At 59.0% G+C, this 24071-nt stretch carries 23 protein-coding genes and 4 pseudogenes; 10 read left to right on the top strand and 17 right to left on the bottom strand.

Annotated features, from left to right (window positions below; translation table 11 throughout):
• The first annotated feature begins 51 nt into the window (after window positions 1–51).
• The 3 genes from traF to HJC04_RS00935 are packed head-to-tail and all read left to right on the top strand — an operon-like array spanning window position 52 to window position 2336.
• A complete protein-coding gene (gene traF / locus HJC04_RS00945; protein WP_245503430.1) occupies window positions 52–549 on the top strand; it encodes a conjugative transfer signal peptidase TraF in 498 nt (165 codons plus the stop codon).
• On the top strand, window positions 539–1702 hold the full coding sequence (locus tag HJC04_RS00940; protein ID WP_221101753.1) for a conjugal transfer protein TraB: 1164 nt from the start codon (window positions 539–541) through the stop codon (window positions 1700–1702). The genes traF and HJC04_RS00940 overlap by 11 nt, the downstream gene beginning before the upstream one ends.
• 16 nt (window positions 1703–1718) lie before the next feature.
• Window positions 1719–2336: a TraH family protein gene (locus tag HJC04_RS00935; protein ID WP_138397161.1), complete on the top strand. Its 618-nt coding sequence runs from the start codon at window positions 1719–1721 to the stop codon at window positions 2334–2336.
• A gap of 235 nt (window positions 2337–2571) precedes the next feature.
• Here HJC04_RS00935 and HJC04_RS00930 read toward each other — a convergent pair.
• The 3 genes and pseudogenes from HJC04_RS00930 to HJC04_RS00920 form a co-directional block, all read right to left on the bottom strand.
• Window positions 2572–3440: pseudogene (locus HJC04_RS00930) on the bottom strand (nucleotidyl transferase AbiEii/AbiGii toxin family protein).
• Window positions 3433–4050: a type IV toxin-antitoxin system AbiEi family antitoxin domain-containing protein gene (locus HJC04_RS00925; RefSeq protein ID WP_138397164.1), complete on the bottom strand. Its 618-nt coding sequence runs from the start codon at window positions 4048–4050 to the stop codon at window positions 3433–3435. The pseudogene HJC04_RS00930 and the gene HJC04_RS00925 overlap by 8 nt, the downstream one beginning before the upstream one ends.
• A 243-nt stretch (window positions 4051–4293) precedes the next feature.
• Entirely contained in the window at window positions 4294–4542 is a 249-nt protein-coding gene (locus HJC04_RS00920; protein WP_138397159.1) for a helix-turn-helix domain-containing protein, read from the bottom strand.
• A gap of 258 nt (window positions 4543–4800) precedes the next feature.
• Between HJC04_RS00920 and HJC04_RS00915 the strand changes: the two genes are divergently transcribed.
• Window positions 4801–5091, top strand: a complete 291-nt coding sequence (locus HJC04_RS00915) for a transcriptional repressor TraM (RefSeq protein ID WP_027668120.1) — start codon at window positions 4801–4803, stop codon at window positions 5089–5091.
• Window positions 5092–5094: 3 nt separating this feature from the next.
• On the opposite strand, the pseudogene HJC04_RS00910 reads toward HJC04_RS00915, so the two are convergent.
• The 13 genes and pseudogenes from HJC04_RS00910 to HJC04_RS00850 all read right to left on the bottom strand — a co-directional run bounded on the left by HJC04_RS00910 (window position 5095) and on the right by HJC04_RS00850 (window position 16270).
• Window positions 5095–5798 (bottom strand): annotated as a pseudogene (locus HJC04_RS00910) (autoinducer binding domain-containing protein).
• Between the two features lie 311 nt (window positions 5799–6109).
• A complete protein-coding gene (gene trbI, locus HJC04_RS00905; protein ID WP_221111546.1) occupies window positions 6110–7408 on the bottom strand; it encodes an IncP-type conjugal transfer protein TrbI in 1299 nt (432 codons plus the stop codon).
• Between the two features lie 11 nt (window positions 7409–7419).
• Window positions 7420–7860 carry a conjugal transfer protein TrbH gene (gene trbH, locus HJC04_RS00900; protein ID WP_138397156.1) on the bottom strand — a complete coding sequence of 147 codons (441 nt, stop codon included), beginning with the start codon at window positions 7858–7860 and terminating at the stop codon, window positions 7420–7422.
• A 3-nt stretch (window positions 7861–7863) separates the two neighbouring features.
• Entirely contained in the window at window positions 7864–8679 is an 816-nt protein-coding gene (gene trbG, locus HJC04_RS00895; protein WP_138397155.1) for a P-type conjugative transfer protein TrbG, read from the bottom strand.
• Between the two features lie 16 nt (window positions 8680–8695).
• Entirely contained in the window at window positions 8696–9358 is a 663-nt protein-coding gene (locus HJC04_RS00890; protein ID WP_138397154.1) for a conjugal transfer protein TrbF, read from the bottom strand.
• A 20-nt stretch (window positions 9359–9378) separates the two neighbouring features.
• Window positions 9379–10560, bottom strand: a complete 1182-nt coding sequence (trbL, locus tag HJC04_RS00885) for a P-type conjugative transfer protein TrbL (protein WP_221111545.1) — start codon at window positions 10558–10560, stop codon at window positions 9379–9381.
• Window positions 10554–10754 (bottom strand): entry exclusion protein TrbK, encoded by a 201-nt coding sequence (gene trbK, locus HJC04_RS00880; RefSeq protein ID WP_064250648.1) that lies wholly within the window; start codon window positions 10752–10754, stop codon window positions 10554–10556. The genes trbL and trbK overlap by 7 nt, the downstream gene beginning before the upstream one ends.
• Window positions 10751–11554: a P-type conjugative transfer protein TrbJ gene (gene trbJ, locus HJC04_RS00875; protein ID WP_221095592.1), complete on the bottom strand. Its 804-nt coding sequence runs from the start codon at window positions 11552–11554 to the stop codon at window positions 10751–10753. Before trbJ ends, trbK begins: the two co-directional genes overlap by 4 nt.
• Complete coding sequence (locus tag HJC04_RS00870) at window positions 11526–13982, bottom strand: conjugal transfer protein TrbE (protein WP_221123932.1); 2457 nt, start codon at window positions 13980–13982, stop codon at window positions 11526–11528. Before HJC04_RS00870 ends, trbJ begins: the two co-directional genes overlap by 29 nt.
• A gap of 10 nt (window positions 13983–13992) precedes the next feature.
• Window positions 13993–14292: a conjugal transfer protein TrbD gene (locus HJC04_RS00865; RefSeq protein ID WP_138397133.1), complete on the bottom strand. Its 300-nt coding sequence runs from the start codon at window positions 14290–14292 to the stop codon at window positions 13993–13995.
• A complete protein-coding gene (locus tag HJC04_RS00860) occupies window positions 14285–14668 on the bottom strand; it encodes a TrbC/VirB2 family protein (RefSeq protein ID WP_138397132.1) in 384 nt (127 codons plus the stop codon). The genes HJC04_RS00865 and HJC04_RS00860 overlap by 8 nt, the downstream gene beginning before the upstream one ends.
• Window positions 14658–15635: a P-type conjugative transfer ATPase TrbB gene (gene trbB / locus HJC04_RS00855; protein ID WP_138397131.1), complete on the bottom strand. Its 978-nt coding sequence runs from the start codon at window positions 15633–15635 to the stop codon at window positions 14658–14660. The genes HJC04_RS00860 and trbB overlap by 11 nt, the downstream gene beginning before the upstream one ends.
• The gene (locus HJC04_RS00850) at window positions 15632–16270 is read right to left on the bottom strand and encodes an acyl-homoserine-lactone synthase (RefSeq protein ID WP_138397130.1); all 639 of its coding nucleotides are present in this window, start codon (window positions 16268–16270) and stop codon (window positions 15632–15634) included. The genes trbB and HJC04_RS00850 overlap by 4 nt, the downstream gene beginning before the upstream one ends.
• Window positions 16271–16646: 376 nt before the next feature.
• Here HJC04_RS00850 and repA point away from each other — a divergent pair, with 376 nt between their 5' ends.
• The 5 genes and pseudogenes from repA (at window position 16647) to HJC04_RS32035 (ending at window position 21635) form a co-directional block, all read left to right on the top strand.
• On the top strand, window positions 16647–17870 hold the full coding sequence (gene repA / locus HJC04_RS00845) for a plasmid partitioning protein RepA (RefSeq protein WP_065276670.1): 1224 nt from the start codon (window positions 16647–16649) through the stop codon (window positions 17868–17870).
• Window positions 17867–18904, top strand: a complete 1038-nt coding sequence (gene repB, locus HJC04_RS00840) for a plasmid partitioning protein RepB (RefSeq protein ID WP_138397129.1) — start codon at window positions 17867–17869, stop codon at window positions 18902–18904. Before repA ends, repB begins: the two co-directional genes overlap by 4 nt.
• Window positions 18905–19093: 189 nt before the next feature.
• The gene (gene repC, locus HJC04_RS00835; protein WP_138397128.1) at window positions 19094–20308 is read left to right on the top strand and encodes a plasmid replication protein RepC; all 1215 of its coding nucleotides are present in this window, start codon (window positions 19094–19096) and stop codon (window positions 20306–20308) included.
• A gap of 231 nt (window positions 20309–20539) precedes the next feature.
• Window positions 20540–21274, top strand: a complete 735-nt coding sequence (locus HJC04_RS00830; RefSeq protein WP_138397127.1) for an NYN domain-containing protein — start codon at window positions 20540–20542, stop codon at window positions 21272–21274.
• Between the two features lie 153 nt (window positions 21275–21427).
• Window positions 21428–21635 (top strand): annotated as a pseudogene (locus HJC04_RS32035) (cold-shock protein).
• A 694-nt stretch (window positions 21636–22329) separates the two neighbouring features.
• Here HJC04_RS32035 and HJC04_RS00820 read toward each other — a convergent pair.
• A complete protein-coding gene (locus HJC04_RS00820) occupies window positions 22330–23478 on the bottom strand; it encodes a site-specific integrase (RefSeq protein WP_221123352.1) in 1149 nt (382 codons plus the stop codon).
• A 188-nt stretch (window positions 23479–23666) separates the two neighbouring features.
• Between HJC04_RS00820 and HJC04_RS31470 the strand changes: the two are divergent.
• A pseudogene (locus HJC04_RS31470) lies at window positions 23667–23999 on the top strand (hypothetical protein); the annotation flags it as partial.
• Window positions 24000–24071 lie beyond the last annotated feature (72 nt).

Below are 24071 nucleotides of genomic sequence, written 5' to 3'. Positions count from 1 at the left end.
ACGCGGCGGGCGATGACCGCACAACAACGACGAGCGGCTGGAATCATTTTTATGGCCGCATTGGTCGTCATACTGGCGATCGGCACCGGCCTCGCCGGCGGGTACCGCATCAATCTGACGCCGAGCGAGCCACTCGGCGTATGGCGTATCGTTCCGCTCCATCGCCCCGTTGCTGTCAATGATCTGGTGTTCATCTGCCCACCGGCAACCGCGGAAATGCGGGAGGCACGAGCGCGTGGCTATTTCCGTTCTGGTTTCTGCCCGGGCGGCGTCGCACCGTTGATCAAGACGGTGATCGCCGTAGCAGGACAAAATGCCGAAATCGGCGCCAGCGTGAGCGTGGATGGGCGGGTGGTTGTCTCTTCCAGTCTCACACTACGAGATGGAAAAGGCCGGCCGTTGACGCCCTTTCCGAGCGGCATCGTCCCGCAAGGATATGTCTTCCTGCATTCCTCATTCCCCGGCTCCTACGACTCTCGATATTTTGGCCCAGTGCCGATCTCCGGCATTTTCGGGCTGGCGCAGGAGGTGTTCACCTATGTCCCGTGATTACCTTCGGCCGGCGCTGCTGATATTCGCTTCGATCGCGATCGGCGTCGTGGGCTGGAGCGGCCATGTGTTGCTTCTACCCGTCGCGCTGGGATTTCCAATTCTCTGGTCGCTCGCGCAAACGAGATTAGTGGCGGCACTTGCCTCCGCCGGATATTTCCTGGCCGCGTCACGTGGTTTGCCGCAAGGCGTGGCCGCCTTCTATTCGTCGGATATCTGGCCGGGCTTGTTGCTCTGGCTGTGCGCCTCTTTGAGCTTTGTGGTGGTGCATGCTGTCCTCTGGACAAAGAACACGCGCGTTCGTCCTTCTCGCTATCTCCTTGCGGCCGTCATCATGGCCATCCCACCATTCGGCATCACAGGCTGGGCGCATCCTGTCACGGCGGCGGGTGTTCTGTTCCCGGGATGGGGATGGTGGGGCCTTGGCTTCATGACAGCCGGCCTCGCGGGCCTCGCAGCCCGCATTTGGCCAGCTGTCGCCATCGCCTTCGCAGGCCTTTGGCTGTGGTCCGCCGCATCGTGGACCGAGCCGCATCTACCCAATGGCTGGCGCGGTGTCGACCTCGAATTGGGCGCTTCGCTCGGTCGGGACGTCGATCTTCACCGCCAGCGTGACCTGATCGCAACGGTGCGGAATGCGGTCAGCGATGGTGCCCGATATGTGGTGCTGCCGGAAAGTGCACTTGGCTACTGGACATCGACCGTGGAGCGGTTTTGGACAGGCGCCTTCAGCGATGGTGATGTCACAGTCATCACCGGCGCCGCGATGATCGACCCCAGGGGCTACGACAATGTCGTCGTCGCGATCGACAGGAAGGGCGCCCGTATCCTCTATCGCGAACGCATGCCGGTTCCCGGCTCGATGTGGCAGCCGTGGCGTTTCTTGGTCGGGGAGAGTGGCGGTGCCAGGGCGGATTTTTTTGCGAACCCGGTCGTCCCGATCGGTGCCGGCCGCGCGGCGCCATTGATCTGCTACGAGCAACTGATCGTTTGGCCGGTGCTTCAGTCAATGCTGCACGATCCGGGCTTCATCATTGCCGTCGGGAACGGTTGGTGGACCGATGGGACGTCGATCGTCGCCATCCAGCGGACTACTGCCACGGCTTGGGCAAAGCTCTTCGCCAAGCCGCTTGTTATTGCCTTCAACACTTGAGTGCCCAGGAGACACCATGATCGACGCAGCCCTGATAAACGAATGTGCAGACCCTTCTCTCAAGCCCGCGATCATCGAGCAATTCGTGACGGCCGCGGGCTCGGATGATCCCCTCGCCGTCACTGTCAAATCGGGCGGCCGGTTAATACTCGTTCCGAAAGCCACATCGACTGAGGAGGCGATGGCGATCATGCGCCAATACGCTGGTCAGGCGGTCGTCCGAGTCGGTCTGACTCAGTTACCTGCTGGGGTTGGAGTCAAGGAGCCCGCTGATTTGAAGCCTGATTTCGTCGATCCTTGCCAGAACCTCCGCAAAGGCACGGCGATGTTCGCCAAGGTTCTGAGGATCGTTGCGAAATGGTATGGCAACCCCACGAGCAAAGATGTCTTCCCGCAGATTTTTGATGATGCAGTCTACGCATGGAAAACCGGCGAGTTCGAGGGCGTGAGCGTGTTTCAGGCGGAGGATCCTGGCATACCCATCGAAGCGCCGCAGCAAAGCGATCAGACGCGTCCCGCCGAGTTAGTGCATGGCGAGGAAGCGACGCCGAAAGACGTACAGCCAGAGACGATGCAGGATGTTAGGCATGCGGGGATACGGATCGATCTTTCCCGCATCGGTGGTCAGCAATAGCGTTGAGTTCACCTCGCATTGGCGAGGCATGTTCCGGCCAAGCCAGAATTTAGCGCGGCTCCAAAGCATGAAATTACTGTGCTTCCAGATGCCTGGTCCGTGGTTGTAATGGCGGCGAGCCAGTAAGAAACCGCATACTGACGGGTTCCAGCTATGGAGTTGCCCGATAAAAAACCCGACAGGATCTGATTTCTGTTCGCTGAGCCATGAACTCGCGTGGTTGCGACCAAACCGCTCATTCGTCCAGCCTCGCAGCCGCAACCGCGTGCGGCATCAGGAATGTGGCAATCTCCGCGATGACGTCTGTCAGATCGCCAGGATTGTGTGCAACGCCTTCAACGAAAGCTCGCCATTGCCGCTGCTTTTGCTGGTCCTTGGCAAAGGCGTCCGTTAGGGCGTCGGGGAGGTCAATGGGGATCGATGTCTCGCGGCGATCAAAGGTAGCGGCTATTGCGCACGCCAGCCGATCATCGCCGAAGTCGAAAGACTGCTGAGGATCCAGATGTCGTAGAAATCCTTCATGCGGCTGTTTACTCGCCCCAGCATCACCATTGCCTGGAACTTCTCGGCAATGACCGTTTCTCGCGCATAGGCCCGAAGCCGCGGCATCGGAAAATCGAGCATGGAAGGATAATCCAAAACCTCCACCCCAGGCTCAAGCGCATCGCCAAAACCGATGTCGATCGTCAGGTTAATCCGGGCTCCGCTGATCGAAGCGATCACCCGCAGCCTGAGCCCACCATAATCCAATGCCTCGCGAATACGATCCACATGCAGCGTATCAGCGTCGAACGTAACGCCATCGTCGGCCTCTTGCGCCAGAATTTCCCGAAATGTCTCAAGCATCGGGTCCGGACTCGGATCACCGAAACCCAAAAGATCGAGGTCGCGCGTGCCTCGGTGCGGATTGTCGAACCAACTCATCATCAACATCGCCCCTTTTAGAACGAAGCGACCGGCGTGGGGCGACTGGCTAAGCCGGAACAATAACCGTTCAAGAGCAAAACGCGTCAGGACCAGATCGAAGCTTTGCCCGCTTGCCTTGGCGAGTTGCAACAGGCGGGCGCGCACCGAGGCGCCGACGTTTCTGATTTCTTTAGCCATTGGCGGTCAGCGCCTCGAGATACGGCCGGATCACCGATCCGACGCCACCGCGTTCGGCCTGGTTGGCGATTTCGCCAGGAGTAGCCCTTCGTTGCCGCAGCGCCTCCTGCAGCCCTTCTATCGCTACCGAAAGGCCGATCTTGTTGCGATAGCGAAAGCAATCGGCAATTGTCTTGGCAATTCCAAAGACCCTCACGGGAACGCCTTCAATGACATGGGGTTCGACGCTTTCGTTGAGAAGGCCGTCTGTGAAACGCACGATGCGCATAGCGGGGCCGTCCAGTTTCGGAGCCCAGTCCTTACGGCCTATGGCAAGCCAGATTTGTCCTGGGAGCTGATCTGTCAGGCCGTGGAACGCCAGTGCCGAAACGAGGCAGATAACGCCTTTGGGTGCGCGTTTGGCAACCTCCGCCAGGCTGTGGTTGACGTCGAGCTGCGCATCAGGAAGTTGATAAAGACCGCGGGCAAGCCGGAGCACTTCACCATCTCGTTCCATTCGGCTCATGGTGGCAGCCGTCACACCTGCGTTCCGCAGTTCCACCAAACGTGCTATTCCGCGCTCAGTTAGCACGGTGCGGGCAATTTGGCGTTGCGTGACGGGACTGGGCATTGATATAAAAGCTCGGAGAATTGGATCTATTATCCTAGGATTTGTATCACAATCCCTAAAGCCGAGAAAGCCATCATCGCCTTGTGAATTCTTCACCACGAATAGTTGCCTCGATTGGCTCGAGAGCTGACAAATCCAGTGGTCGTCAAGAGTAAAGATGTAGCCTTGCCGACGGACCTAGCCAATTGACGTGGAAGCATTGCCGGCCGGGCATGAACCCGTCAGTCGGCAGGACAACTTCTCTTAGTCGTCAAGCTCGGCGGTTGGCATCTGTGACTCCTCCGGGGGCCGTTTCAGTAACTCACAGGCTTCGATGCCCAAGACTGTCGCCAAACGGTCAACGACATCGATGCTTGCATTGTAGACGCTACGCTCGAGCGAACTGACGTAGGTGCGATCGATGTCCGCGCGATGGGCGAGTTCCTCCTGGGACAAGCCTTTAGCCTGCCGTGCAGCTCGCAAATTACGCGCAAATACCTCTCGAATCTCCATGATCCGGAGAACAGCGGCTTGATGAGTTTCCTACCACGGAGTATTCTCTACAGCACAAGCGGGGGTCGAATCCTTTTGAGCAAATAAGCAAGACAGTGTCGTTCAAGTCCCTGCACTCTTCGACGTCGGTATGGAGAGGCGCGAGATGAATTGCACAGGACCCAGATGATGCTCAGCGGATATTGTGATGGCGCTCAACCGATATAATAAGGCCGCAGCCTTAGGTTCGGGCAGCAGAATGAAGTTAGGGAGAAGCGGATGAACGATGTGGGCTCATCTCGCCACAGTTTGATGCAAGAGTCAGAACTAGAGGTGCTGGCAGTTGCTGCGATCCGTGAGCACCGCCATCTTATTGCCGCCGATGAGGCTGTCTATGAGGAATGGACTCGCGCGAGCGCCGATCCGTCGGTCTCCGCCGCCGTACTCAAAAGCCTGCAGGATGAGTATGTCGCACGTCAGAAAAAATCCGAAGCCCAGCAGGAGTTGTTGTCGGAAATCATCGATGCGCTTGGCTACGTCCCTAAAGTTGCCCCAGATGGCGAAGCCTGACGCTCATACCAGACCGTGATCTTTGGCGATCGCGACAAGTTGCGGAACGGTTGCTGCTTCGAGCTTTTCGCGCGCTTTATCGAGGTAGTGCTGCACTGTCCTCGGATTGATCCCTGTCAACATTGCGGTTTCCGGAGCGCTCTTGCCCTTTGCCGCCCACATTAGGCACGTTGCTTCTCTTGGTGAAAGTAACCGTTTCGGAGCGACAATCGTCGTCGCAGCTATGATTTTCAGGCGGTAGTGGATCGCCAGTACTGCCTGGATCGCTTTTTGCGCATCCTGCAGCTTTTTAACGTCAGCCGTCTGCGCTGAGGATGCAAACGTCAGCATCATCGTCGACCCGAAACTTCCTTCGACGGGTATAGTCACCCCACTCCGAATGCCGTAATCGATCGCCTGGTCCCGAAAACGCCTGAGTTCGGAGGTTCCACGAGCGGGCCAATCGTCGGCCGTCCAGGAAAACATTTCCATGCGACGCTTGGCTTCCGTAACGACCGGGTCGATGCGGGAGTACTGGTTTCGAGATAAACGCCCTGCCATTCCTCCGGATAGGAGTTGAATGTGCGGATTTCCAACCCCTCAGTTTGCAGATAAGCAAAACGGTCGTAGCCACATGCGTGCGCAAAGGTCTTCAGAGCACTTTTGATCATACGTTCATCATGCGCGGCTTCTGTCATATCGATGAGAGAGCGAAGGTCACCGTCCACTAACTTTTCTCCTTTTGCGACGGTGCAAGCCTCCCACTCGTCGCGCCGTTCTGACGCCGCGAGGTACCGGTTGCCACCGTTCGGCTAGCCGGAGCCACATGGGACATTGGACGATACGGCAGTTGCTTCTACGCGAAGCAGATCCACGTTCGTTGCCTCGCTTAGGTCTATTCACCTCTGCCGAGTATTCAACTCTTTCTGATCTAAAGACGATGATTTTTGTAGAGAATTTTAGTCACACCTGCGTCGCCACGCGGAATGACCTTGCGACGTTCAGTGATGTCGCGAAAATCTGAGGATCCTTTACCTGGTTAGCGGCCGCTATAGACAGACGGAAAAACAATATCCTGATCGACCAGGACGTTGAACTTGTAGCCCGGCCGGATGCGAATTGTCGGCTGAACGTTTAGATTCTTCGAGATCGTCTCTTCCGCTACCCGGCCGAATGACTCGGCAAAATTCCGTCGTGCTGCATCCGAGGCGGTAACCTGCGTCGCGAGCGTCGAACTCTCGGGCATCGACATATCGATCCCCGTCCCGATGACTGCGACCAAGGCTGCGGAACCGAAGGTCCTCCAAAGATGGCGGTCGACCTTATCTTGGAAGCCGCCATATCCTTCGGCGTCGGTGCCCGCCATGCCACCGATCTGCAGGGTAGACCCGTTCGGGAAAATGAGGTCAGTCCAGACGACGAGAACACGTTCCTGGCCGAATGAGACCTTGGAATCGTAGCGACCGAACAGCTTTGCGCCCTGCGGGATGAGAAGGCGATAGCCGGTTGCGCTATCGTAGACATTCTGGCTGACCTGAGCGGCAATGCGCCCCGGCAGGTCGGAATTGAGGCCGGTGATCAATGTCGCCGGGATGACCGAACCGCGCTTCAATTCATTGGGTGACATCTGTGGCACCACCTGGTTCGGCAGGTAGCCGAGATCTTTGATGTCCTGATTGAAAAAGTCCTCTTTCGATGTCTGCCCGTTCTGATCGACGTCCTGTCCTATCAGGCCGGATTTCATGGCGGCAGCATAAAGGTCTGAGGCACTGTTTGCTGCGATATTTGTCGGCTGGCGGCCGGTGTCGTTGGTGGAGCTTGCAGCCTTCTCAACGTCGGAGACGTCTACCTTCAGCGGCGAATCGAGCGCCATGGCACGAGCCTGTAGACGCGCCATGCGTTGGCGCTGGGCCTCGCGGATATATTGTTCATCCTGCTCTCGCTTCAGGCGAGCCTTCCACTCTTCTTCAGATTCGAGCCGTTGTCGGCGGTCTTGTCGTTCCATTGATTGGCGTTCGACGACCGGTTCCTGCTTTTCCTTATTCTCCACCACGACAGGTGTCGGTTGAAACACCTCCTGTTTTTCTGGCTCACCGATAATGCCATCCGTGACACCCCTTTTTAGCTGGTCACCGAAACTGGCCGCAGGGCTGTTGGAAGCACCCTCGATATCGCCACGATTGAAAGAAAGCCCGCGCAGCGACAGACCAATCACGACCACGCCGACGAACAGCACGATGACGATGATGGCGACGATGATCGGCAGGCGGTTGAGCCGCCGCATGCCCTGCTGATCGTCGGCTTGGCTCGACGTGCCAAGCTGGAGCGATTGGACCATGTTAATCTCCGTCAGTTGCGCTGCATGATCGAAAGGGGGCTGGCCGGCGTCGCGCCGGCTGCTGTCGGCGTGTAAGCGCGGCCAAGAGCGATGGAAGGCGTCGATACCTGTGCTAGCACCTGTTCGTCGAAACCGTCGATTGCATAAGCAAGCTCTACCGGCCTGATGTCTTTGGCGACTTTGCCGTCCGTAACGACCTTGTAGCCCCACCCCTTCAGCGCCGCCTTGAGGGCGGATGCGAACTCCGATGTGTCCGTCTCCATTTTAATCGTGGCGGCACCGCCAGCCGGGCCGATCTGTTCAGCCAAGCGGCTTGCCATGTCGCCGGCGATTGCGCTCGCGGCGGGTCCGGTGACGGCCACCGGCGTGGAGCTGGTGGTCAGCGCGTCGTCTGGCGTCTGGCAACCGGAAAGCAAGGCGGCCGCGGCGAGAAATGCGACTAGCTGGTGCATGGTTCAGCCTCCCCGCCGGATGGTGATCTTCTGCTGCCGCCAACCGACACCCGAAACGAGGATCGCCTTGTCGATCGCATAGTCGACGGTCATCATGTCGTTCTTCATCCGGTAATTGACGATGCGATTTTGACCGCCAGAGACGACGAAGAGCACTGGTGCATCCTGACCGGAGATCGACTTCGGAAACTGGATGTAGGTCTTCACCCCGTCAGAATAGACCCGCTTCGGCCTCCAGGGCGCGCTCCCGCTCACCGTGTAGGAGAAGTTCAGCTTGTCCGGCGCAGTGCCTGGAATGCCGCCCGTTTCGAGACGGGAATTGATGTCGGCGAGTTTGGTGGAAACATCTTCCGGATACTCGAACCCGACGCGCGCCATGTACTGGCTTGGATGAGACTTGAGTTGGATATGATAGGTGCGCCGTGACGTGGTCACGACCATCGAGGTGAGAAGGCCTGGCTCCGATGGCTTGACGATGAGGTGGATCGCCTGTCCGCCTGTCGCACCCGACGTTGCCGGCTCTACCTTCCACCGCACCGTATCGCCGACAAGCACGTCTCGCACGATCTCGCCACCCTGAAGTTCGATGTCGCAGACCTGTAGTGGAGAGCAGATGATGGACGGCTGGGTCTCGCCGAACAGAAAGATGACCTTTCCGTCCGGACCTGTCGTGACCAGCCCCGGTGTGCCGCGCCATTTCCTGGAAAGATTCGTTCCTTTTACTTCGTTGCTCGTCATGCTCTGCGCATGTGCGCCCGCCGCAAGGACGAGCCCGGCCATGCAGCCGGCGGCTGCTAACAGTAGTCGTGTTCTGTGCATTGAGAATCCCCTGCCCTTAAAGCTGTGCCGTCCAATCGAAATCCCGAACATAAAGGCCGATCGGATTGAGGCGGATCGTCGCCTCATCCTGTGGCGTGGTGAGCGTCACAGTCGCGATTCCGCGAAACCGCCTCGTGCCGGTTTCCTTGCCCTTGCGGTCCCGCTCATATTCCGTCCAGTCGATTTGATAGGTCTGGTTCGAAAGCGCGACGATGTTGTTGACCTCGATGGCAACTGTCGAAGCCTTCGCCTTCTCGAACGGAGAATTGCCTCGGAACCAGGCGTTGACCTTCTCCGTCGATGGATCGGACGTGCGAAGAAGGGCGTAGGTGCGGTCGATATATTGCTTCTGCACCACCGCATCCGGCGTGATCGAGCGAAAGCTTGTGACGAAGTTGCCGAGTGTGGCGCGCACCACGCGGACATCGGCATACTCGATCTGCTCGGGGAAACCTGCCGTGACTGCGGTTCCGAGCTTGTCGACCTCAACGATGTAAGGTACGAGCCTCACTTGTGTGCTCAGATACATCGCGTAGCTGAAGCCGATAACGGCCATGACCAGACCGAGGACACCAACAATGCGCCATGCGGCTGCGGCCTTCACATAAGAGCCATAGCGTTCGCTCCATTCCTGGCGGGCGGCAAGATACGGGTTTTCCGGGGCGCGGTTCGCTGCCATTTATTCTTCCCTTGTCTCGATTACGGTTTGTCGTTGCGTTCGGGAGGAGGCTTCGGTGTGCTATGACCGCCGCGATGCTCATCGAGCTTGGCATTGGCAAGTCCGAGAATGGACCCGGCATAAGCGCCCGGAGAGCCGATTGCCTTTTCCTTCGCGGCTGAACCGGCTGCTTGCGCGCCGGAAGAGAAGCTCGCGCCCACTCCGCGAAGAGCAGCACCTGCAACGGATGAACCGCCAGCTCGTGCGGCTTGAGCCGCCGCAAACCCCGCGCCGGCAGCGCCGGCGGCGAGGAAGCCAGCACCGGCGGCAAAAGACGCCGCTTGCCCGCCGTGGCGGATCGCTTCCATTCCTCCGGAAACCGATGCGCCCTGGACGACGCCCTGGATGATGTTCGGGACGTACATGGCGATGATGAAGACCACGACGGAAATACCGGCGATCGCCAGGGTCGTGACGAACTGATCCGACGAGGCAGTAGGCGCCTGGGCAAGACCAAGCAGGACGTTCGATCCGATCTTGGCGATCATCACCAATGCCATGAGCTTCATGCCGACGCCAAAGGCATACACCAGGTATCGAATGGCAAAGTCCTTCGTGAAGGAGGAACCACCCAGCCCGAGCATGATCATGCCGGCGAGCAGGCCGACATACATTTCGACCATGACCGACACGAAAATAGCTGCAACCAGCGAGAAGGAGATGACAACGATGCCCATGGCGAGAACGGCGGCAATCGCGAGTGCATTGTCTTCGAACACCCCGAACTGTGCTTGTTGTGACATTTGGGAGGCGACGCGGATGCCAGCATCGAACACCTCAGCAGGCGAAGCTGAACCACCGCCGGCGCCAATCCGGAAAAGGCTGTCGACCACTGCTCGCGCAAAGGTCGGACCTTGGGTCAGAACGAATGCGAAGAACCCGATGAACATGATCCGCCGCACCAGTTCGGCGAACCAACTGTCCAGTGAGGCTGACTGGATCGCCAACCAGACGGCCGCAATGCCGATCTCGATCGTTGCAAGAATCCAGAATAGGGATTTCGCCGCCTCCATGATGGTGGTCTCCCACCCCTTCGCAGCAGACGAGACCTGGTTTTCCAGTTCCGTGAGGACCTGTCCCTCCTGCGCGAATGCAGGAACAGCATAGGCGAGGAAAAAGAGACCTGTAATCAGGAACGAGCGTGCGACAGTTACCTTCACCATCTTGGGCGCATCTCCTGACCTTCCGTGATCGGCGGCAGCTCCTTCTCGGAGCCGAAGAATTTTTCCCTGACGGCGCGCTGCTCCTCGGTGAGCGCAGGTATTCCCGTGTTTCGGTAATTGACGATCAGCACTGTCGCTGCTGACGATGCAGCGGCGACAGCCAACAGCAAGGCAATCAAGACTTGGCGGCTCACCATCTTGGTTCCATTTTCTGGCCTTCCGGGACGCTCCTGATCTCGGCGTTGAAGAACTTTTCCCGCCGCGCCTGCGCCAGGTCCTTGTCGGTCTGTTCGGTCTGCAGCCAGGTTCCCATCATTGTCATCTGTTGGGAGACGAGCCCGCGAAGCTTCTGCATTTGCGCGACTTGCTGAGCGGCGATCTCGTGCCCGACCTGCAAAGCCTTCATTTGCCCGTCAGCCGTTTCGGACATCGACCGCAGCGAGGACATCGTATCTTCCTCGCTATCGAACTGGTCGGCCGTGAGGCTCGCCGCTTTCAGCGAGCTGGCGATCGTGTCGCGGTTGGTGTTCGACCAGGACTGGTAGGTCGAGGAGAACGTCGCGTTGTCCGGCAAGTTGGTCTTGAGATCGGCATAGCTTTGAAAGCGCTGCTGAAGAACGTCGTCCGCATTCCCCATCGAAAAGGCGATGCCCTGTCCCTGGTCGACGATGCTGCGCAGCTGGCTGAGATCGCTTTCGACCTGACCCCAGACATGGTCAGAAAGCTGCGCCGTGTTTTGCAGCATGTTCTCGTAGATCTTCAGCTGGTTCTGGATCTGCTCTGCAAGCTGGCTGATCTGGGTCAGCTGATTGTCGACCTGGATGCCGGAGCTTTTCATGAGATCCACGAGCTGCGCATTGTTGGCGAGCTGCGTCCATTCGGTCGCAGCGCCGGTGGCTGTACCGGCTTGCACAGAGCCTGCAGCTCCGATCGTGAGAGCGGCGGCCGCCAAGCAGGCGAGCCATCTATTCGAACGTGAGTAGCGATGCGGCATCGTGAACTCCTCTCGTTTCAAGCCAGTGGATCGGCCAGTCGTGGCCATGTTCGGATTTCAGTGCGCGGATGCGTTTGAGGTCCTCTTTGCCCGACGCGCCGACAAAGCTCAGCGCGACTGGCCCAAGCGACATGTTGAAGAGCCGCCGGCCTTCTGGCGTGGCGACGTAGTATTCACGCTTCGGCATGGCGGTAGCGACGATCTCGATCTGTCGCTCGTTGAAGCCGATGCGCTCGTAGAATTCTCGCGTCCCCGACTCGCGAGCGGCGCCATTTGGGAGGCATATCTTTGTCGGGCAGGATTCCTTTAGTACATCTATGATCCCGGACCGCTCGGCATCGGAGATCGATTGGGTCGCAAGAACGACAGCGCAATTCGCCTTGCGCAGTACCTTCAACCACTCGCGAATCTTGTCGCGGAATACAGGGTGGCCAAACATCAGCCACGCCTCGTCGAGCACGATCAGACTTGGCGACCCGTCCAAACGCTTCTCGATCCTGCGGAACAGGTACGTCAGCACCGGCACGAGATTGCGTTCGCCCATATTCATCAGCTGCTCGATCTCGAAAGTCTGAAAGGCGCCGAGCGTCAGGCCGTCCTCTTCCGCATCAAGGAGCTGGCCCATCGGGCCATCGACGGTGTAATGATGCAGTGCGTCCTTGATCTCGCGCAACTGCACGCCGCTGACGAAATCCGAGAGCGAGCGACCAGAGGCGCTCGCCATCAGTCCGACCTGCCGAGAGATGGCGTTACGATGATCGGGTGTGATGGTGACGCCCTGCAGGCCGATCAGCATCTCGATCCATTCCGTCGCCCAAGCCCGGTCGGCGTCACTCTTGAGTTCGGAGAGTGGGCAGAAGGCCAAGGCCCTCCCCTCTTCCGCATTGTCGCCGCCGATCTCATAATGATCGCCGCCAGCAGCGAGCGTCAGGGGTTGAAGTGAACTGCCTTTGTCAAAGGCGAAGATCTGCGCATTTTCGTACCGGCGAAACTGCGCGGCGATCAGGGCCAGAAGCGTCGACTTGCCTGAGCCGGTTGGGCCGAAGATCAGCGTGTGGCCGACATCATCGACATGCAGGTTCAGACGGAACGCTGTCGATCCGCTCGCAACCTGCATCAAGGGCGACGAATTCTGCGGATAAAAAGGGCATGGCGCAACAGGATTTCCGGACCAGACCGAGTTCAGCGGAATCAAGTCAGCAAGATTGCTGGTGTTGATCAGCGGCTCACGGATGTTGCAATACCAGTTGCCCGGTAAGCTACCGAGATAGGCGTCGGTGGCGTTCAGCGTTTCGATGCGCGCCCCAAATCCTTCCGCCTGGATCACCCGCCGGATCGCTTCGGCCTTCTCCTGCAGTGCCTCGCGATCGCTGTCGAACAACACGACGACCGGTGTGTAATAGCCATAGGCAACCAGCTGCGACGAGGCCTGCGCGATGGCATCCTCGGTCTCGGCCACCATAGTCATCGCGTCCTGGTCGACGGATCGACTTTGTGTCTGGAATATCTGGTCGAAGAACGGTCGGACCTTCTGCTGCCATTTCTTCCGCGTGCGTTCGAGCTTCTGTCGAGCTTCCTCGGCATCGAGAAAGATGAAACGTGACGACCACCGATAGGTCAGCGGCATAAGATCAAGGCTGTTCAGAATACCCGGCCAGCTTTCGGCCGGCAGACCGTCGATCGCAACGACGCCGAGGAAACGGCTTTCGACCTTTGGCGTCAGTCCGTGCTCAAGCTCCGCGGTGGCGATCCAGTCGAGATACATGGGAACGTCGGGAAGCCGGATTGGATGGCTTTCGCCGGTGGTGCAGAACCGGGCGAACTGGAGCAACTCGTCATACCGGGCAATTCGCTCCCCTCCCCTCTCAAGTGTTTCGCGGGTTTCCATTCGCCGGATCGAAAGTGTGTTGGCAAAATACTGCTCAAGCTCACGCACCGCGTTCTTGAACACGAAGAGCACCGTGTCCGCGTAGGACTTCTTCCGGCTTTCCTCATCCGAGTAGATGTATTTGCTGAGTGCAGTCTTCTTGGACTCAAGTGGCCGGTAGGTCAGGATCAGCGCATGCTTGCTCTCGAAATGCCCCTGCTCGCGCGCGAAATGCGCCCGACGCTCGGCATCGATCGCGCGGGTCACCGGGTCCGGGAAATGGCAACGGTCTTCTGTGGGATAGTCGACCGTCGGAATGCGGATGGCCTCGACCTGGATCATCCACCCGCTTCCGAGCCGCGACAGAACGGCATTGATCTGCCTCGACAACTCGTTGCGCTCGAGGTCCGTCGCGCTTTCGGAGTCCGGTCCCGCGAAGTACCAGCCGGCCATCAGACTTCCGTCCTTTAAGAGGAGGACACCATTGTCCACAAGGCCGGCATAGGGAACGAGATCGGCAAAGGATGGGCCGGTCACCCGGAAGCGTTTGAGAGCTACCATGGCCGCCTCCTCAATACCGTCGCCACGGCGAAGTGGTCGCCTTGTAATAGGGCTTGTAGGAAATGTGCCTGATATAGACCTGCCGCATGTGCGGATCGGCCTTCGCCATCATCCTGAGCGCCCCGACGATGACGATCCAGACGGCGACGCCGAAGAGCGCCGAATAGACCGTGAGAACCACGAAGATGAGAATGACGGCCGCAAGGCCGGTGATCAGCATCAATTCGCGGTCCGCGCCCATTAGAAGGTTTGGGCGCGAGAGGGCACGATGGATGCGATTGCGTCGCAAGCCGGACACGGACTCAGCCATCATCTCCCTCCCCTCCCCCGTTCGAACCAATTGACGTGACCTGCTCGTCGGGTAGCCCGATCGAAGCGCCGGTCGCACCGAACAGGCCGACGATGTTGGTGGCGCCGAGCAGGATGCCGGCGACGAGAACGACGTAAACAAGGCGCCGTGCGAAATCGTTGAGCTCGCCGCCGAAGATGAGCATGCCGCCGGCAATGGCCACGGCTGCAAGCGCGATCGCACCCGCGACCGGGCCGGTTATCGATTCCTGAATCTGCTGCAGTGGCCCTTCCCATGGGAGGCTGCCGCCGGAACTGGCGAGCGCCGGCGCGACAGAGGCAAGAACGATTGGCGCCGCCACGAGCGCGGCGGCGATGAGGGTATGCTTACGCGACATGGCGCGCCTCCTGTTCGTCGGTGAGTTGATCGGATTCGATCTCGTACTGTCCGTTGATGAATCGCTCGACTTGGATGATGTCGCGAACAAGCCGGCCGCGCGGCGTCCGCTCGATCGAGATGACCAGGTCGACGGCCTCTCCGATGACCTCGTGCATCGGCTGCTGACTTGCCTCGGCCGTGAGCTGCTCAAGACGGCGTAGCGCCGACATGGCGGTGTTCGAGTGAATGGTCGCCACGCCGCCAGGGTGACCGGTGTTCCAGGCCTTGAGCAATGTAAGGGCCGCGCCGTCGCGGACTTCGCCCACGACGATCCTGTCGGGGCGTAAGCGCATGGTGCTCTTCAAGAGCCGGGCCATGTCGATCGTATCGCTGGTATGGAGGAGAACCGCGTTTTCGGCCGCGCATTGGATTTCCGCGGTATCCTCAAGGATGACGATGCGATCCTCTGGCGCAGAGTTGACGATCTCGTAGATCACTGCGTTCGCAAGCGTCGTTTTGCCCGAGCCCGTTCCGCCGGAAATGATGATGTTCAGCTTCGCGGAAATGGCACTGCGGATCGTGGCGGCCTGGTATTCTGTCATCACGCCGGTCCGAACATAGTCTTCGAGCGGAATGAGGCGTGATGCCCGGCGTCGAATCGTGAAGGCAGGCTTGGCGACGACGGGGGGCAATAGACCCTCGAAGCGGTGGCCACCGATTGGCAGCTCGCCGGAGATGATTGGCTGCTCCGTGTCGACCTCTGACTGAAGCGCGTGCGCCACTGTACCGATCACCATCTCCGCTGCAGCCGACGACATCTGGCCGGCGGGCGTAACGCCGTGACCGAGCCGTTCGATGAACAACTTTCCGTCCGGATTAAGCATGATCTCGACGACGTTCGCGTCGTCCAGGGCAACACAAAGCTGGTCGCCGAGCGCCTCCTGAAGTTTGCGGACGAGCCGAGGGTGAGAGCGAAGCTGGTTCACGGATTTCTCCTTACGCTGCCTGGCTGACAGGGGGCGAGTTCAGAACGGTAGTTGGAGGGGCGAAGCCTGAGGAACATGTCTGCGTCGGCGGCCAGCGTGCCCGCTACGGCCGTCGTCACGCCGATCTTCTTGGGTTCGCCTAAACGATGCAGCTGCCACCCCACGCGGGCGAGGATGCGCTCAAACCGAAGATCGGTCACAGTAACAATCTCAGTGTACCCATTTGCCACGCACCATTCGATGATGCCAGCGAACATGGTCAGCGTCGCTTCATGGACCGAGCCGGCGCCCCTCCCCTCCGCGAGAGCCGTGTCGACACAGAAGCGAGAACTCTCGATCATCGCGGCATGCCCCTTGAGTTGGCCGTCGGGGAGCAGCGACGGGAAAACGTCGGCCACCATTGTCGGTCCGAGCGCAGGAAGAAGCCTTGCGCACCCCGCCAATTCGCCGGTCTCTGCGATGGCGAGAATATAGGTCGGCCGAAGCGCGTCGAAGCGATCGGACTCGCACCCCGCCGTTACATCGACTTCCCAACCCAGGCGATCGGAAAAGACCCGAGCACGAAGCTGATAGTGGATGTGTAGGAGATGCGCCTCTTGGATCGTCCGGGGTGTTGAGAGCGCGAGAGCCCGCATGATCTTTCTCCGTCGTTGTTGGTCGGCGGGAAATCAGCACAGTTTGGAATCGGAGGGCAGTTGTAAGATCCAACATGCACGTAGCGAGGTGAGTCGCGGCTCATAAGGGGTGCGGCGCTACAGAGCCGCCTAATCCACTTGCTGCTACACTGTTTGGATTTGTAGGATTCACAGGAGAACATTCCGGGATCAGGGAGCCGGGCATTTGAGGCTAACTCCCGGAGCGGAAAAGCAAAAATCCGAACAGCCTTATGCAGATTGTCCCCGGTCGTTAACCTTTTGTTAACCCTAAACCTCTGGACCAGTTCGGAGAATCGTGTTCTATTTTTAGCGGGCAATGGCCGGTAAACCGGCGAAAAGCCGCCAAGAGGGACAGATGGCGATAGCAAACCGAGTAGAAGCAAGTGTTGGCTCGAAGGAAGATGCCGGCAGCAAAATCATGCGCCATGCCGGGCTTCTGTCCGGGCAATTGCAGCAGCTCAGAACTCGTATGTATCCGCCAAAATCGGAAAAGACCCTGCGTCCCTTTCTGACCAACGAAGTGTCGAAGCTGACGTCTATACCCGATTCCACCCTGAAGCTCATGTCCACCGAAGGACGTGGGCCGATTCCCAGTAGGCTGGAAAATAACCATCGCGTCTACACACTGGACCAGATCAATGAACTGCGTGAATTGTTCGCGATGCAGAAACCTGCAGACGCCTTGCGATTCCTTCCTCGTCGTCGTGCCGGGGAGCACCTCCAGGTTCTTGCGATAGCCAACTTCAAGGGCGGCAGCGCGAAGACGACAACCTGTGTCCACCTTGCCCACTATCTCGCCCTTCATGGGTATCGCGTCCTCGCACTCGACCTGGACCCGCAAGCATCCTTGTCCGCTTTGTTCGGTGCTCAGCCAGAAGTTGATGTCGGGTCGAATGAAACGATCTATGCCGCTTTGCGTTACGATGACGCCGAGCGTCGTCCCATCCGCCATATAATTCGCAGGACATATTTCGATGGCATCGACCTCATTCCTGGCAATCTTGAAGTCATGGAGTATGAGCACGAAACGCCACGGATCTTGGCGAACAAGTCCAGCTCCGGCGCAATCTTCTTTGAGCGGCTGAAACTCGCCCTTTTGGAAGTCGAGGCGGACTACGACATTGTGATTCTCGACACTCCGCCGTCCCTCGGCTTTCTGACCTTGAGCGCGATATACGCCGCGACTAGCATGATCATTACGGTCCACCCAGCCATGCTGGACGTCGCGTCAATGAGCCAGTTCCTTCTCATGATGGGTGATCTGATTAGTGTTCTGAACGAGAGCGGCGCTCAGTTGGACCAGGACTTCATCCGGTATCTGGTTACACGACACGACCCCAATGACGCGCCGCAGTCGCAAGTCGTTGCGATGCTTCGGCACCTGTTCGGCTCCGATGTATTATTGCCGACCGCCATTGAAAGCACCGCCGTTGAAGCAGCCGGCTTGGCGAAACGCTCGGTATACGAGCTCGAATTAGGACAGATCGGACGCGATACTCACAAGCGTGCCCGCGAGGCGGTAGATGCTGTGAACGAGGCGATTGTTCGCCTCGTCAATGAGAGCTGGGGGCGGACATGAGCAAATCCCCTCGCAAGTCGATTGTCGCCAGCTTCGGGTTGCTTTCCGCAGAGCTGGAAAGCGATCAGGCTGCGGATCAACAGCAGCCGTCGCAGGCCGCTGCCCCGGTTCCCGGAAATCGTGTCGGAGCAGGTGTGATCGGTGCTGCACACCGAGCAATCGACGACATTCGAACAGAGCGAGATCGCTTGAAGGCTATCGTGGAGTCAGGCGGTGGTTCGGTTCGCGAGTTGGATCCGTCGCTCATCGACCCATCCCCCTATCCGGACAGACTGCCGGACGATGACGCAACGAGCTTCGAGGCGTTCAAACGGTCGATCGAGACTGAGGGGCAAAAGGTTCCCGTCCAGGTTCGCAAACACCCTTCGTCCCCAGGTCGCTATCAGATCGTTTACGGTCATCGACGCTGGCTCGCTGCCATGCAGCTTGACAGGCCTGTTCGCGCTCTCGAAGTCGAGATTTCCGACCTCGACCTAGTTCTTGCACAAGGCATCGAAAACGCGGGTCGCCAAGACCTCACCTGGATCGAGCGCGCGCTGTTTGCCTCCCGAATGGATGATGCGGGGATCAAGCCTCGGCACATCTACGCTGCGCTTTCGATCGAGGACGCAGAACTGGCTCGGATGCGGAATGTCTACAGGATCGTTCCCGCGGATATCATCGAGGCCATTGGGCGAGCGCCGAAGATCGGGCGGCCACGTTGGCTCGACCTTGCCAAGGCGGTTGCGGGCGACACGGGAGCGCTCGATGCCCTGAGGGCAGCACTGGTTAGGAGGGGCGATGCGGTTGAGACGTCCGATCAAAGGTTTCAGCGTGCATTGAACGCCATCAAGCCAGTATCGGCTGGTCGGAGAGAGCCAAGCCCGATTACAGACAAGAGCGGAACGAAGCTTGGCGCCCTGTTGATATCCTCGAAAGAGGTTCGAATTTCGGCTGAGGGTTCACTCGGGGTCGACTTTTTGAAGTTTGTTGAAGCGGAGCTCCCAGCGCTAACGGAGCGCTTTGTCCGCCTGCGAGAAGACGAGAAACCCTGACAGCTGTCAGGGTTTGGAGATAAAAAAGGACGAACTGCAAAAGAAAAAGGCCCCCCAAACGTTGCCGTCGTGGAAGCCTCTCTCAATGTGTGACAACTAGAGAATCGCATTTCCCCGAATCCCAGTCAAGAGTCTTTGGCACCGTAATTTGGTGAGCAGGTTTCTTTTGCCTTTTTGAAGGTGAAGAAAATGCAGATTGGAAGTGTGACGACGCCCTTTGGGCGGCGGCCGGCGACGCTTGCCCTGGTGAAGCGGCAGATCGAGACGAGTAAGATCAAGCCGGGCAAGACAGCAGACAAATGGAAAGTCTTTCGGGACGCATCCGAAGCAAGGGAGCTGCTTGGCCTGCAGGATCGCAGCCTGGCCGTCCTTGACGCGCTCCTGAGCTTTCATCCAGACACCGAATTGCGCCAGGATGCGCAGCTCATCGTTTTTCCGTCCAACACACAATTGACGCTTCGGGCGCACGGTATCGCCGGCGCTACCCTTCGCAGACATCTGGCCCTTCTCGTTGAGGCAGGACTGATCGTGCGGAAGGACAGCGCGAATGGAAAGCGCTACGCCCGGAAGGACAAGGCGGGTGCGATCGATAGCGCATTCGGCTTTGATCTGTCACCGTTGCTCATGCGAACAGATGAGCTTGCCATGATGGCACAACAGGTCGTTGCAGATCGTTTCGCCCTCCGTCGGGCGAAGGAAAATTTGACGATATGCCGGCGTGACGTTCGAAAGCTCATTTCTGCCGCGATCGAGGAAGGTGCGTCAGGCAACTGGGAAAGCATCGAAGCGATGTACATCGGTCTCGTAGGCAGGATTCCGCGCTCTCCGACCCTCAGTGATGTGAATTCAATCCTGGACGAGATGGAGCTCTTGCTGCAGGAGGCTGTCAACATCCTGGAAATGCAGCAAAAAGACGAAAATAATAGCACCAATGGTGACCAAAATGGGCGTCACATACAGAATTCAAACACCGAATCCATCACTGAATTTGAACCTAGCTCTGAAAACGAGCAGGGCGCAAAGCCGGTGGACGATGATCGGCCGAAGCGGGAGCCCGTCCGGAATTTCCCACTTGGCATGGTGATGCGGGCTTGCCCCGAGATCGCGATATATGGCCCGGGCGGTACGATCGGAAGTTGGCGCGAGATGATGGGTGCAGCGGTGGTCGTCCGGTCGATGCTGGGCGTCAGCCCGTCAGCCTATCAGGAGGCCTGCGAGGTGATGGGGCCGGAAAGTGCGGCCACGGCGATCGCCTGCATCCTTGAGCGGGCAGGGCACATCAACTCGCCTGGCGGATATCTGCGAGACCTGACACGGAAGGCGGCACGGGGCGAATTTTCACTTGGCCCGGCGCTTATGGCGCTGCTTCGGGTCGATGGCGATAGCAATCGCAGGACGGGATAGTTGGTTGCCTATGCTTGTGGTCGGCTGGTCAAAACCCTGACAGCTGTCAGGGTTTTGCGATCGGCGGATGCTGGAGCGGGGAAGGGTAGATCAACTCGGCTGGCGGCTACTGACATCATCCGACGAGGCAGGTTTTCGCTCGGTCCGATGGGCGAGTTAAATGAAGTTGCTTGCCTGGTCCGAGCCAGGCTCTGCTGGCCTTCGAGACCGTTTTAAAAATGAGGAAGAGCAATGCCGTCTGAAACTCGATCTCCGCGCCTGGCTGTTCTGATTGATGCGGACAATACATCCGCTAAAATCGCCGACGGGCTGTTCGAAGAGGTAGCCAAAATCGGGGAGGCGAGCGTGCGTCGCATCTACGGTGATTTTTCCGGCACGCGCTCCAAGGGTTGGGCGGACGTACTCGCAAAGCACGCGATTATCCCGCAGCAGCAATTCGCGTATACAACGGGAAAGAATGCTTCCGATATCACTTTGGTCATCGATGCAATGGATTTGCTGCACAGCGGTCGGTTCGACGGCTTTTGCCTGGTGTCCTCGGACAGCGATTTCACGCGGCTTGCCGCCCGGATCCGTGAACAGGGTGTCGATGTATTCGGCTTCGGCGAGCAGAAGACACCGGAAAGTTTTCGCCAGGCCTGCCGGCGGTTCGTCTATACCGAAAATTTGCTTCCTGGCACGATCAAGGACGAGCAGAATACTGCTTCCACCGACAAGCCGCTGCAGCCGGCAACATCGGCCGTGCCGCTGATCAAGAAGGTACTGTCCCAGGAGGATAGCGATGACGGCTGGGTCAACCTGGGCACCGTCGGCAAGCAGTTGTTGAACCTGGCGCCGGATTTCGACCCGCGTACATTCGGCTTCCGAAAACTCAGCGATCTTATCCGCAAGACGAACCAGTTCGAGATTCGCCAGGCCGAGGGCGGTCCGATCAGCATCCGGGTGAAACAACGAGGTAACAAGTAGCACCATCGTCGCGGCGATAGAGCGAGGAGTACCGGGACACCTCGACGGTGAGTATGGGCTTTCCCCGCGGCAAGAAGCGTCTATCAGTGCAGCCCGCAAAAAAAGTGTCAGCCGAGCACGCTTCGGCAATGCGATTGATCAAAGGAAGACGTCATGGCGACCGGTACGGTAAAGTGGTTCAACGCAACGAAGGGCTTCGGGTTCATCGAGCCGGACGACGGCAGCGCCGATGTGTTCGTCCATATTTCCGCAGTGGAGCGGGCCGGCATGCGCGGCCGGCAACGACGGCCAGAAAATTACCTATGAGCTGGTAAAGGATCGCAAGTCCGGCAAGATGTCTGCGGACAACCTGCAGGCCTGAGTCTGACTGCATGTGAATGGTCGGATAGGCCAGGTTCGCCAAGACTATCCTTTTTTTGCAGGCCGAGATATGTGCGCGGTGCAAGCGCGGGACTTCAATGTTCTGCATTGCAGTATTACCCTCAGAGTGTTCAAGCGGTTCACCACCTCCCGAGCCGCTTGGGTCCGACGGACAGCAGGCTGTCAGTCACTATCGGAGCCCTGCGCCCCTCATCCCGTGCTGGGCCATCTTTGCGCGCAAGCAGGACGACCGCCACATCCTTCATTACGTTTTTTGCCATCCTTATCGATCAAGGCCTCACGAGATCGCCCCAATTGTCTTGACGGACCTGTTCTTAGAGCCGGCCGGCCGGCCCCAAGGACGCCATCGACGCATTTAATTTCGATGCGGCTGAGAGGATGCAGACCAGAAGCTTAGAGACATCAGCAGCATCCCCGTTTCGCGAGTACTAGGTTCCCTCGTGATGCTCCATCTGCGCCCGCTGAGGGACGACTAACGTGACCGACACCAAGCGGTGTGAAGGTACAGGGGCTGCACGTATTTGCTTCTAGTCGAGCTCGAGGAGACCGCTGATCCGGCGTCGCGGTTTCTGGAGTTTTGCGAGGGAGGAGCTCCGCGGGCGGCTGATTAACGGCAACGCCCTCGTCTTACTCTACATCGGCGAGCCTCAGCATCCTCTTTGGGCCGACTGTTTTCACAGCATTCGTGCAGCGCGCCCGCTCCGCCTTGTAACGTTGTTGTAGTAGCCTGCAGCCTGCTGAACGGATCGATGTCGCGATTGCTCCATCGCCTCAGGAAGCGGGATTCCGCGATTTGCCGCTTCGGTCAGATAGCCTGACCGCAGCCCATGAGCGGAAAACTCCCCAGGCTCCAACCCGGCCATCGCCGCTCGCTGCTTGAGAACCGCATTAACCGACTGCGGATCGATCGCCCGCCGCGAAACCGTCCCCCAACGCCCGATCGCCCGAAACACGCTGCCGCTGTCGATTTTCGCCGCCGTCATCCAGGCATTCAGCGCCTCCACCGGCCGGCCGGTCAAGTAGACGACGTCGTCCTGCTCGCCAGTGGTGGTCTTGGTGCGGCCGAGATGGATGGCGAGAGAGGGGAGGGGAGCGCCGTCCTCTCTCTCGATCGGTGGCTCGACGGTCAGTTGTTCGCAACGCAATCCGGCAATCTCGCTGCGTCGGCGGCCGCCGGAGGCAAAGGCGACCATCAGGATTGCCCGATCGCGCAGATCGCGCAGGCTTTCGGTCGCGCAGGTTGCCAGCAGTTTTGCCAGCACGTCACCGGTGATTGCCTTGGCGCTCTTGCGACCCCGCATTCGGGGGACGGCGCGAACGGCGAGACGAATAGCCGATTTGAGGGCAGGGGAGGCGAAGGCACCATCGAGGCCGCGCCACTTAGTCAGTGTCGACCAGTTCGCCAGTCGCCGGCGCACCGTCGCCGGCGCATGCGGGCCGACGGATTTGAGAAACCCCTGGCTCCGAAGGTTCTCATCGACCACGGCCGGCATACCGTGATCCGGATCGCTCTCCCGCCGCTGCGGGTCCCACAGGTGATGGGCGACGAATTTCAGCAGCAGTGCTTCTGGCGCCGGCCAGGGCAGCGACTTTCCGGTCGCCGCCAGTCCCCAGGCTTCGAGATAGGCGAGATCCGAGGTCAGGGCGCGAAGTGTGTTGTCGCCCATGCCCTGGTTGACGAGATGGCGCAGCGTTTCGACATCCTGGTTGGTGAGCAGCTCGGCCAGCTCGTCGCGGCGCTCGATCGGCAGCACGGCGGCGATGGTGTCGAGTTCTTCGGCACGTCGCTCGACGGCGGTCAGCGATGTCTTGGCTTTGGCCACGGGCGCTCCAAATTGCGGGTTCCGCCGGCCTCCAGGGCCGTGATTTGCCCCGATTCTTTCTGATTTGCGACTCCAGATCAACTACCATCGATAAGAGGTACTTATCGATGGTTAGAGCGCCAAGCTTGGGTCGCCATGGCCAGCAGAAGCAATGGACAGTATTACTTCCGGTTAATGACTCATTCACCATAAATTCAGTATGTTACGATCTCGGGAAAATCAGCATGACCACCCCTGGTGTAGCCGGCGTTTCGCGCTTATGTCGAACTGGCGCTCCCCGACGAGCGCATCGCCCGCTCTTCGGTCGGTCAGGGCTGGATCGAGCGCCAAAACTTTGCCGACGCCTGTGCCTCCCTCTGGATCGACGGCGAACTCGTCCATCTCGAAGATCTCGTTCTCCACGACGCCACAAAAGATGTCCGCACCTCGACCCACGAACTCACCATCGCCCGCGATGTTTAAAACCCGCCGGATTGTGGCACAGCCGCCCGGCTGGGCACTGTCGACCGATGGCCTCCGCGCCGTGAGTGGGTACGGATTCGCCGCCGGCGCGCAATTGGCAGCGGGTGAAATTGATGACGCCGACGGTACAG

It is taken from the genome of Rhizobium sp. NLR8a (assembly GCF_019685235.1).
Classification (GTDB): domain Bacteria; phylum Pseudomonadota; class Alphaproteobacteria; order Rhizobiales; family Rhizobiaceae; genus Rhizobium.
This window is presented reverse-complemented; position numbering and strand designations above follow the sequence as displayed.

Excerpts from the sequence above, each read along its gene's own strand:
- traF (WP_245503430.1), top strand. The coding sequence starts at position 52 with ATGGCCGCATTGGTCGTCATACTGGCGATCGGCACCGGCCTCGCCGGC.
- HJC04_RS00940 (WP_221101753.1), top strand. The coding sequence starts at position 539 with ATGTCCCGTGATTACCTTCGGCCGGCGCTGCTGATATTCGCTTCGATC.
- HJC04_RS00935 (WP_138397161.1), top strand. The coding sequence starts at position 1,719 with ATGATCGACGCAGCCCTGATAAACGAATGTGCAGACCCTTCTCTCAAG.
- HJC04_RS00925 (WP_138397164.1), bottom strand. The coding sequence starts at position 4,050 with ATGCCCAGTCCCGTCACGCAACGCCAAATTGCCCGCACCGTGCTAACT.
- HJC04_RS00920 (WP_138397159.1), bottom strand. The coding sequence starts at position 4,542 with ATGGAGATTCGAGAGGTATTTGCGCGTAATTTGCGAGCTGCACGGCAG.
- HJC04_RS00915 (WP_027668120.1), top strand. The coding sequence starts at position 4,801 with ATGAACGATGTGGGCTCATCTCGCCACAGTTTGATGCAAGAGTCAGAA.
- trbI (WP_221111546.1), bottom strand. The coding sequence starts at position 7,408 with ATGGTCCAATCGCTCCAGCTTGGCACGTCGAGCCAAGCCGACGATCAG.
- trbH (WP_138397156.1), bottom strand. The coding sequence starts at position 7,860 with ATGCACCAGCTAGTCGCATTTCTCGCCGCGGCCGCCTTGCTTTCCGGT.
- trbG (WP_138397155.1), bottom strand. The coding sequence starts at position 8,679 with ATGCACAGAACACGACTACTGTTAGCAGCCGCCGGCTGCATGGCCGGG.
- HJC04_RS00890 (WP_138397154.1), bottom strand. The coding sequence starts at position 9,358 with ATGGCAGCGAACCGCGCCCCGGAAAACCCGTATCTTGCCGCCCGCCAG.
- trbL (WP_221111545.1), bottom strand. The coding sequence starts at position 10,560 with ATGGTGAAGGTAACTGTCGCACGCTCGTTCCTGATTACAGGTCTCTTT.
- trbJ (WP_221095592.1), bottom strand. The coding sequence starts at position 11,554 with ATGCCGCATCGCTACTCACGTTCGAATAGATGGCTCGCCTGCTTGGCG.
- HJC04_RS00870 (WP_221123932.1), bottom strand. The coding sequence starts at position 13,982 with ATGGTAGCTCTCAAACGCTTCCGGGTGACCGGCCCATCCTTTGCCGAT.
- HJC04_RS00865 (WP_138397133.1), bottom strand. The coding sequence starts at position 14,292 with ATGGCTGAGTCCGTGTCCGGCTTGCGACGCAATCGCATCCATCGTGCC.
- HJC04_RS00860 (WP_138397132.1), bottom strand. The coding sequence starts at position 14,668 with ATGTCGCGTAAGCATACCCTCATCGCCGCCGCGCTCGTGGCGGCGCCA.
- HJC04_RS00850 (WP_138397130.1), bottom strand. The coding sequence starts at position 16,270 with ATGCGGGCTCTCGCGCTCTCAACACCCCGGACGATCCAAGAGGCGCAT.
- repA (WP_065276670.1), top strand. The coding sequence starts at position 16,647 with ATGGCGATAGCAAACCGAGTAGAAGCAAGTGTTGGCTCGAAGGAAGAT.
- repB (WP_138397129.1), top strand. The coding sequence starts at position 17,867 with ATGAGCAAATCCCCTCGCAAGTCGATTGTCGCCAGCTTCGGGTTGCTT.
- repC (WP_138397128.1), top strand. The coding sequence starts at position 19,094 with ATGCAGATTGGAAGTGTGACGACGCCCTTTGGGCGGCGGCCGGCGACG.
- HJC04_RS00830 (WP_138397127.1), top strand. The coding sequence starts at position 20,540 with ATGCCGTCTGAAACTCGATCTCCGCGCCTGGCTGTTCTGATTGATGCG.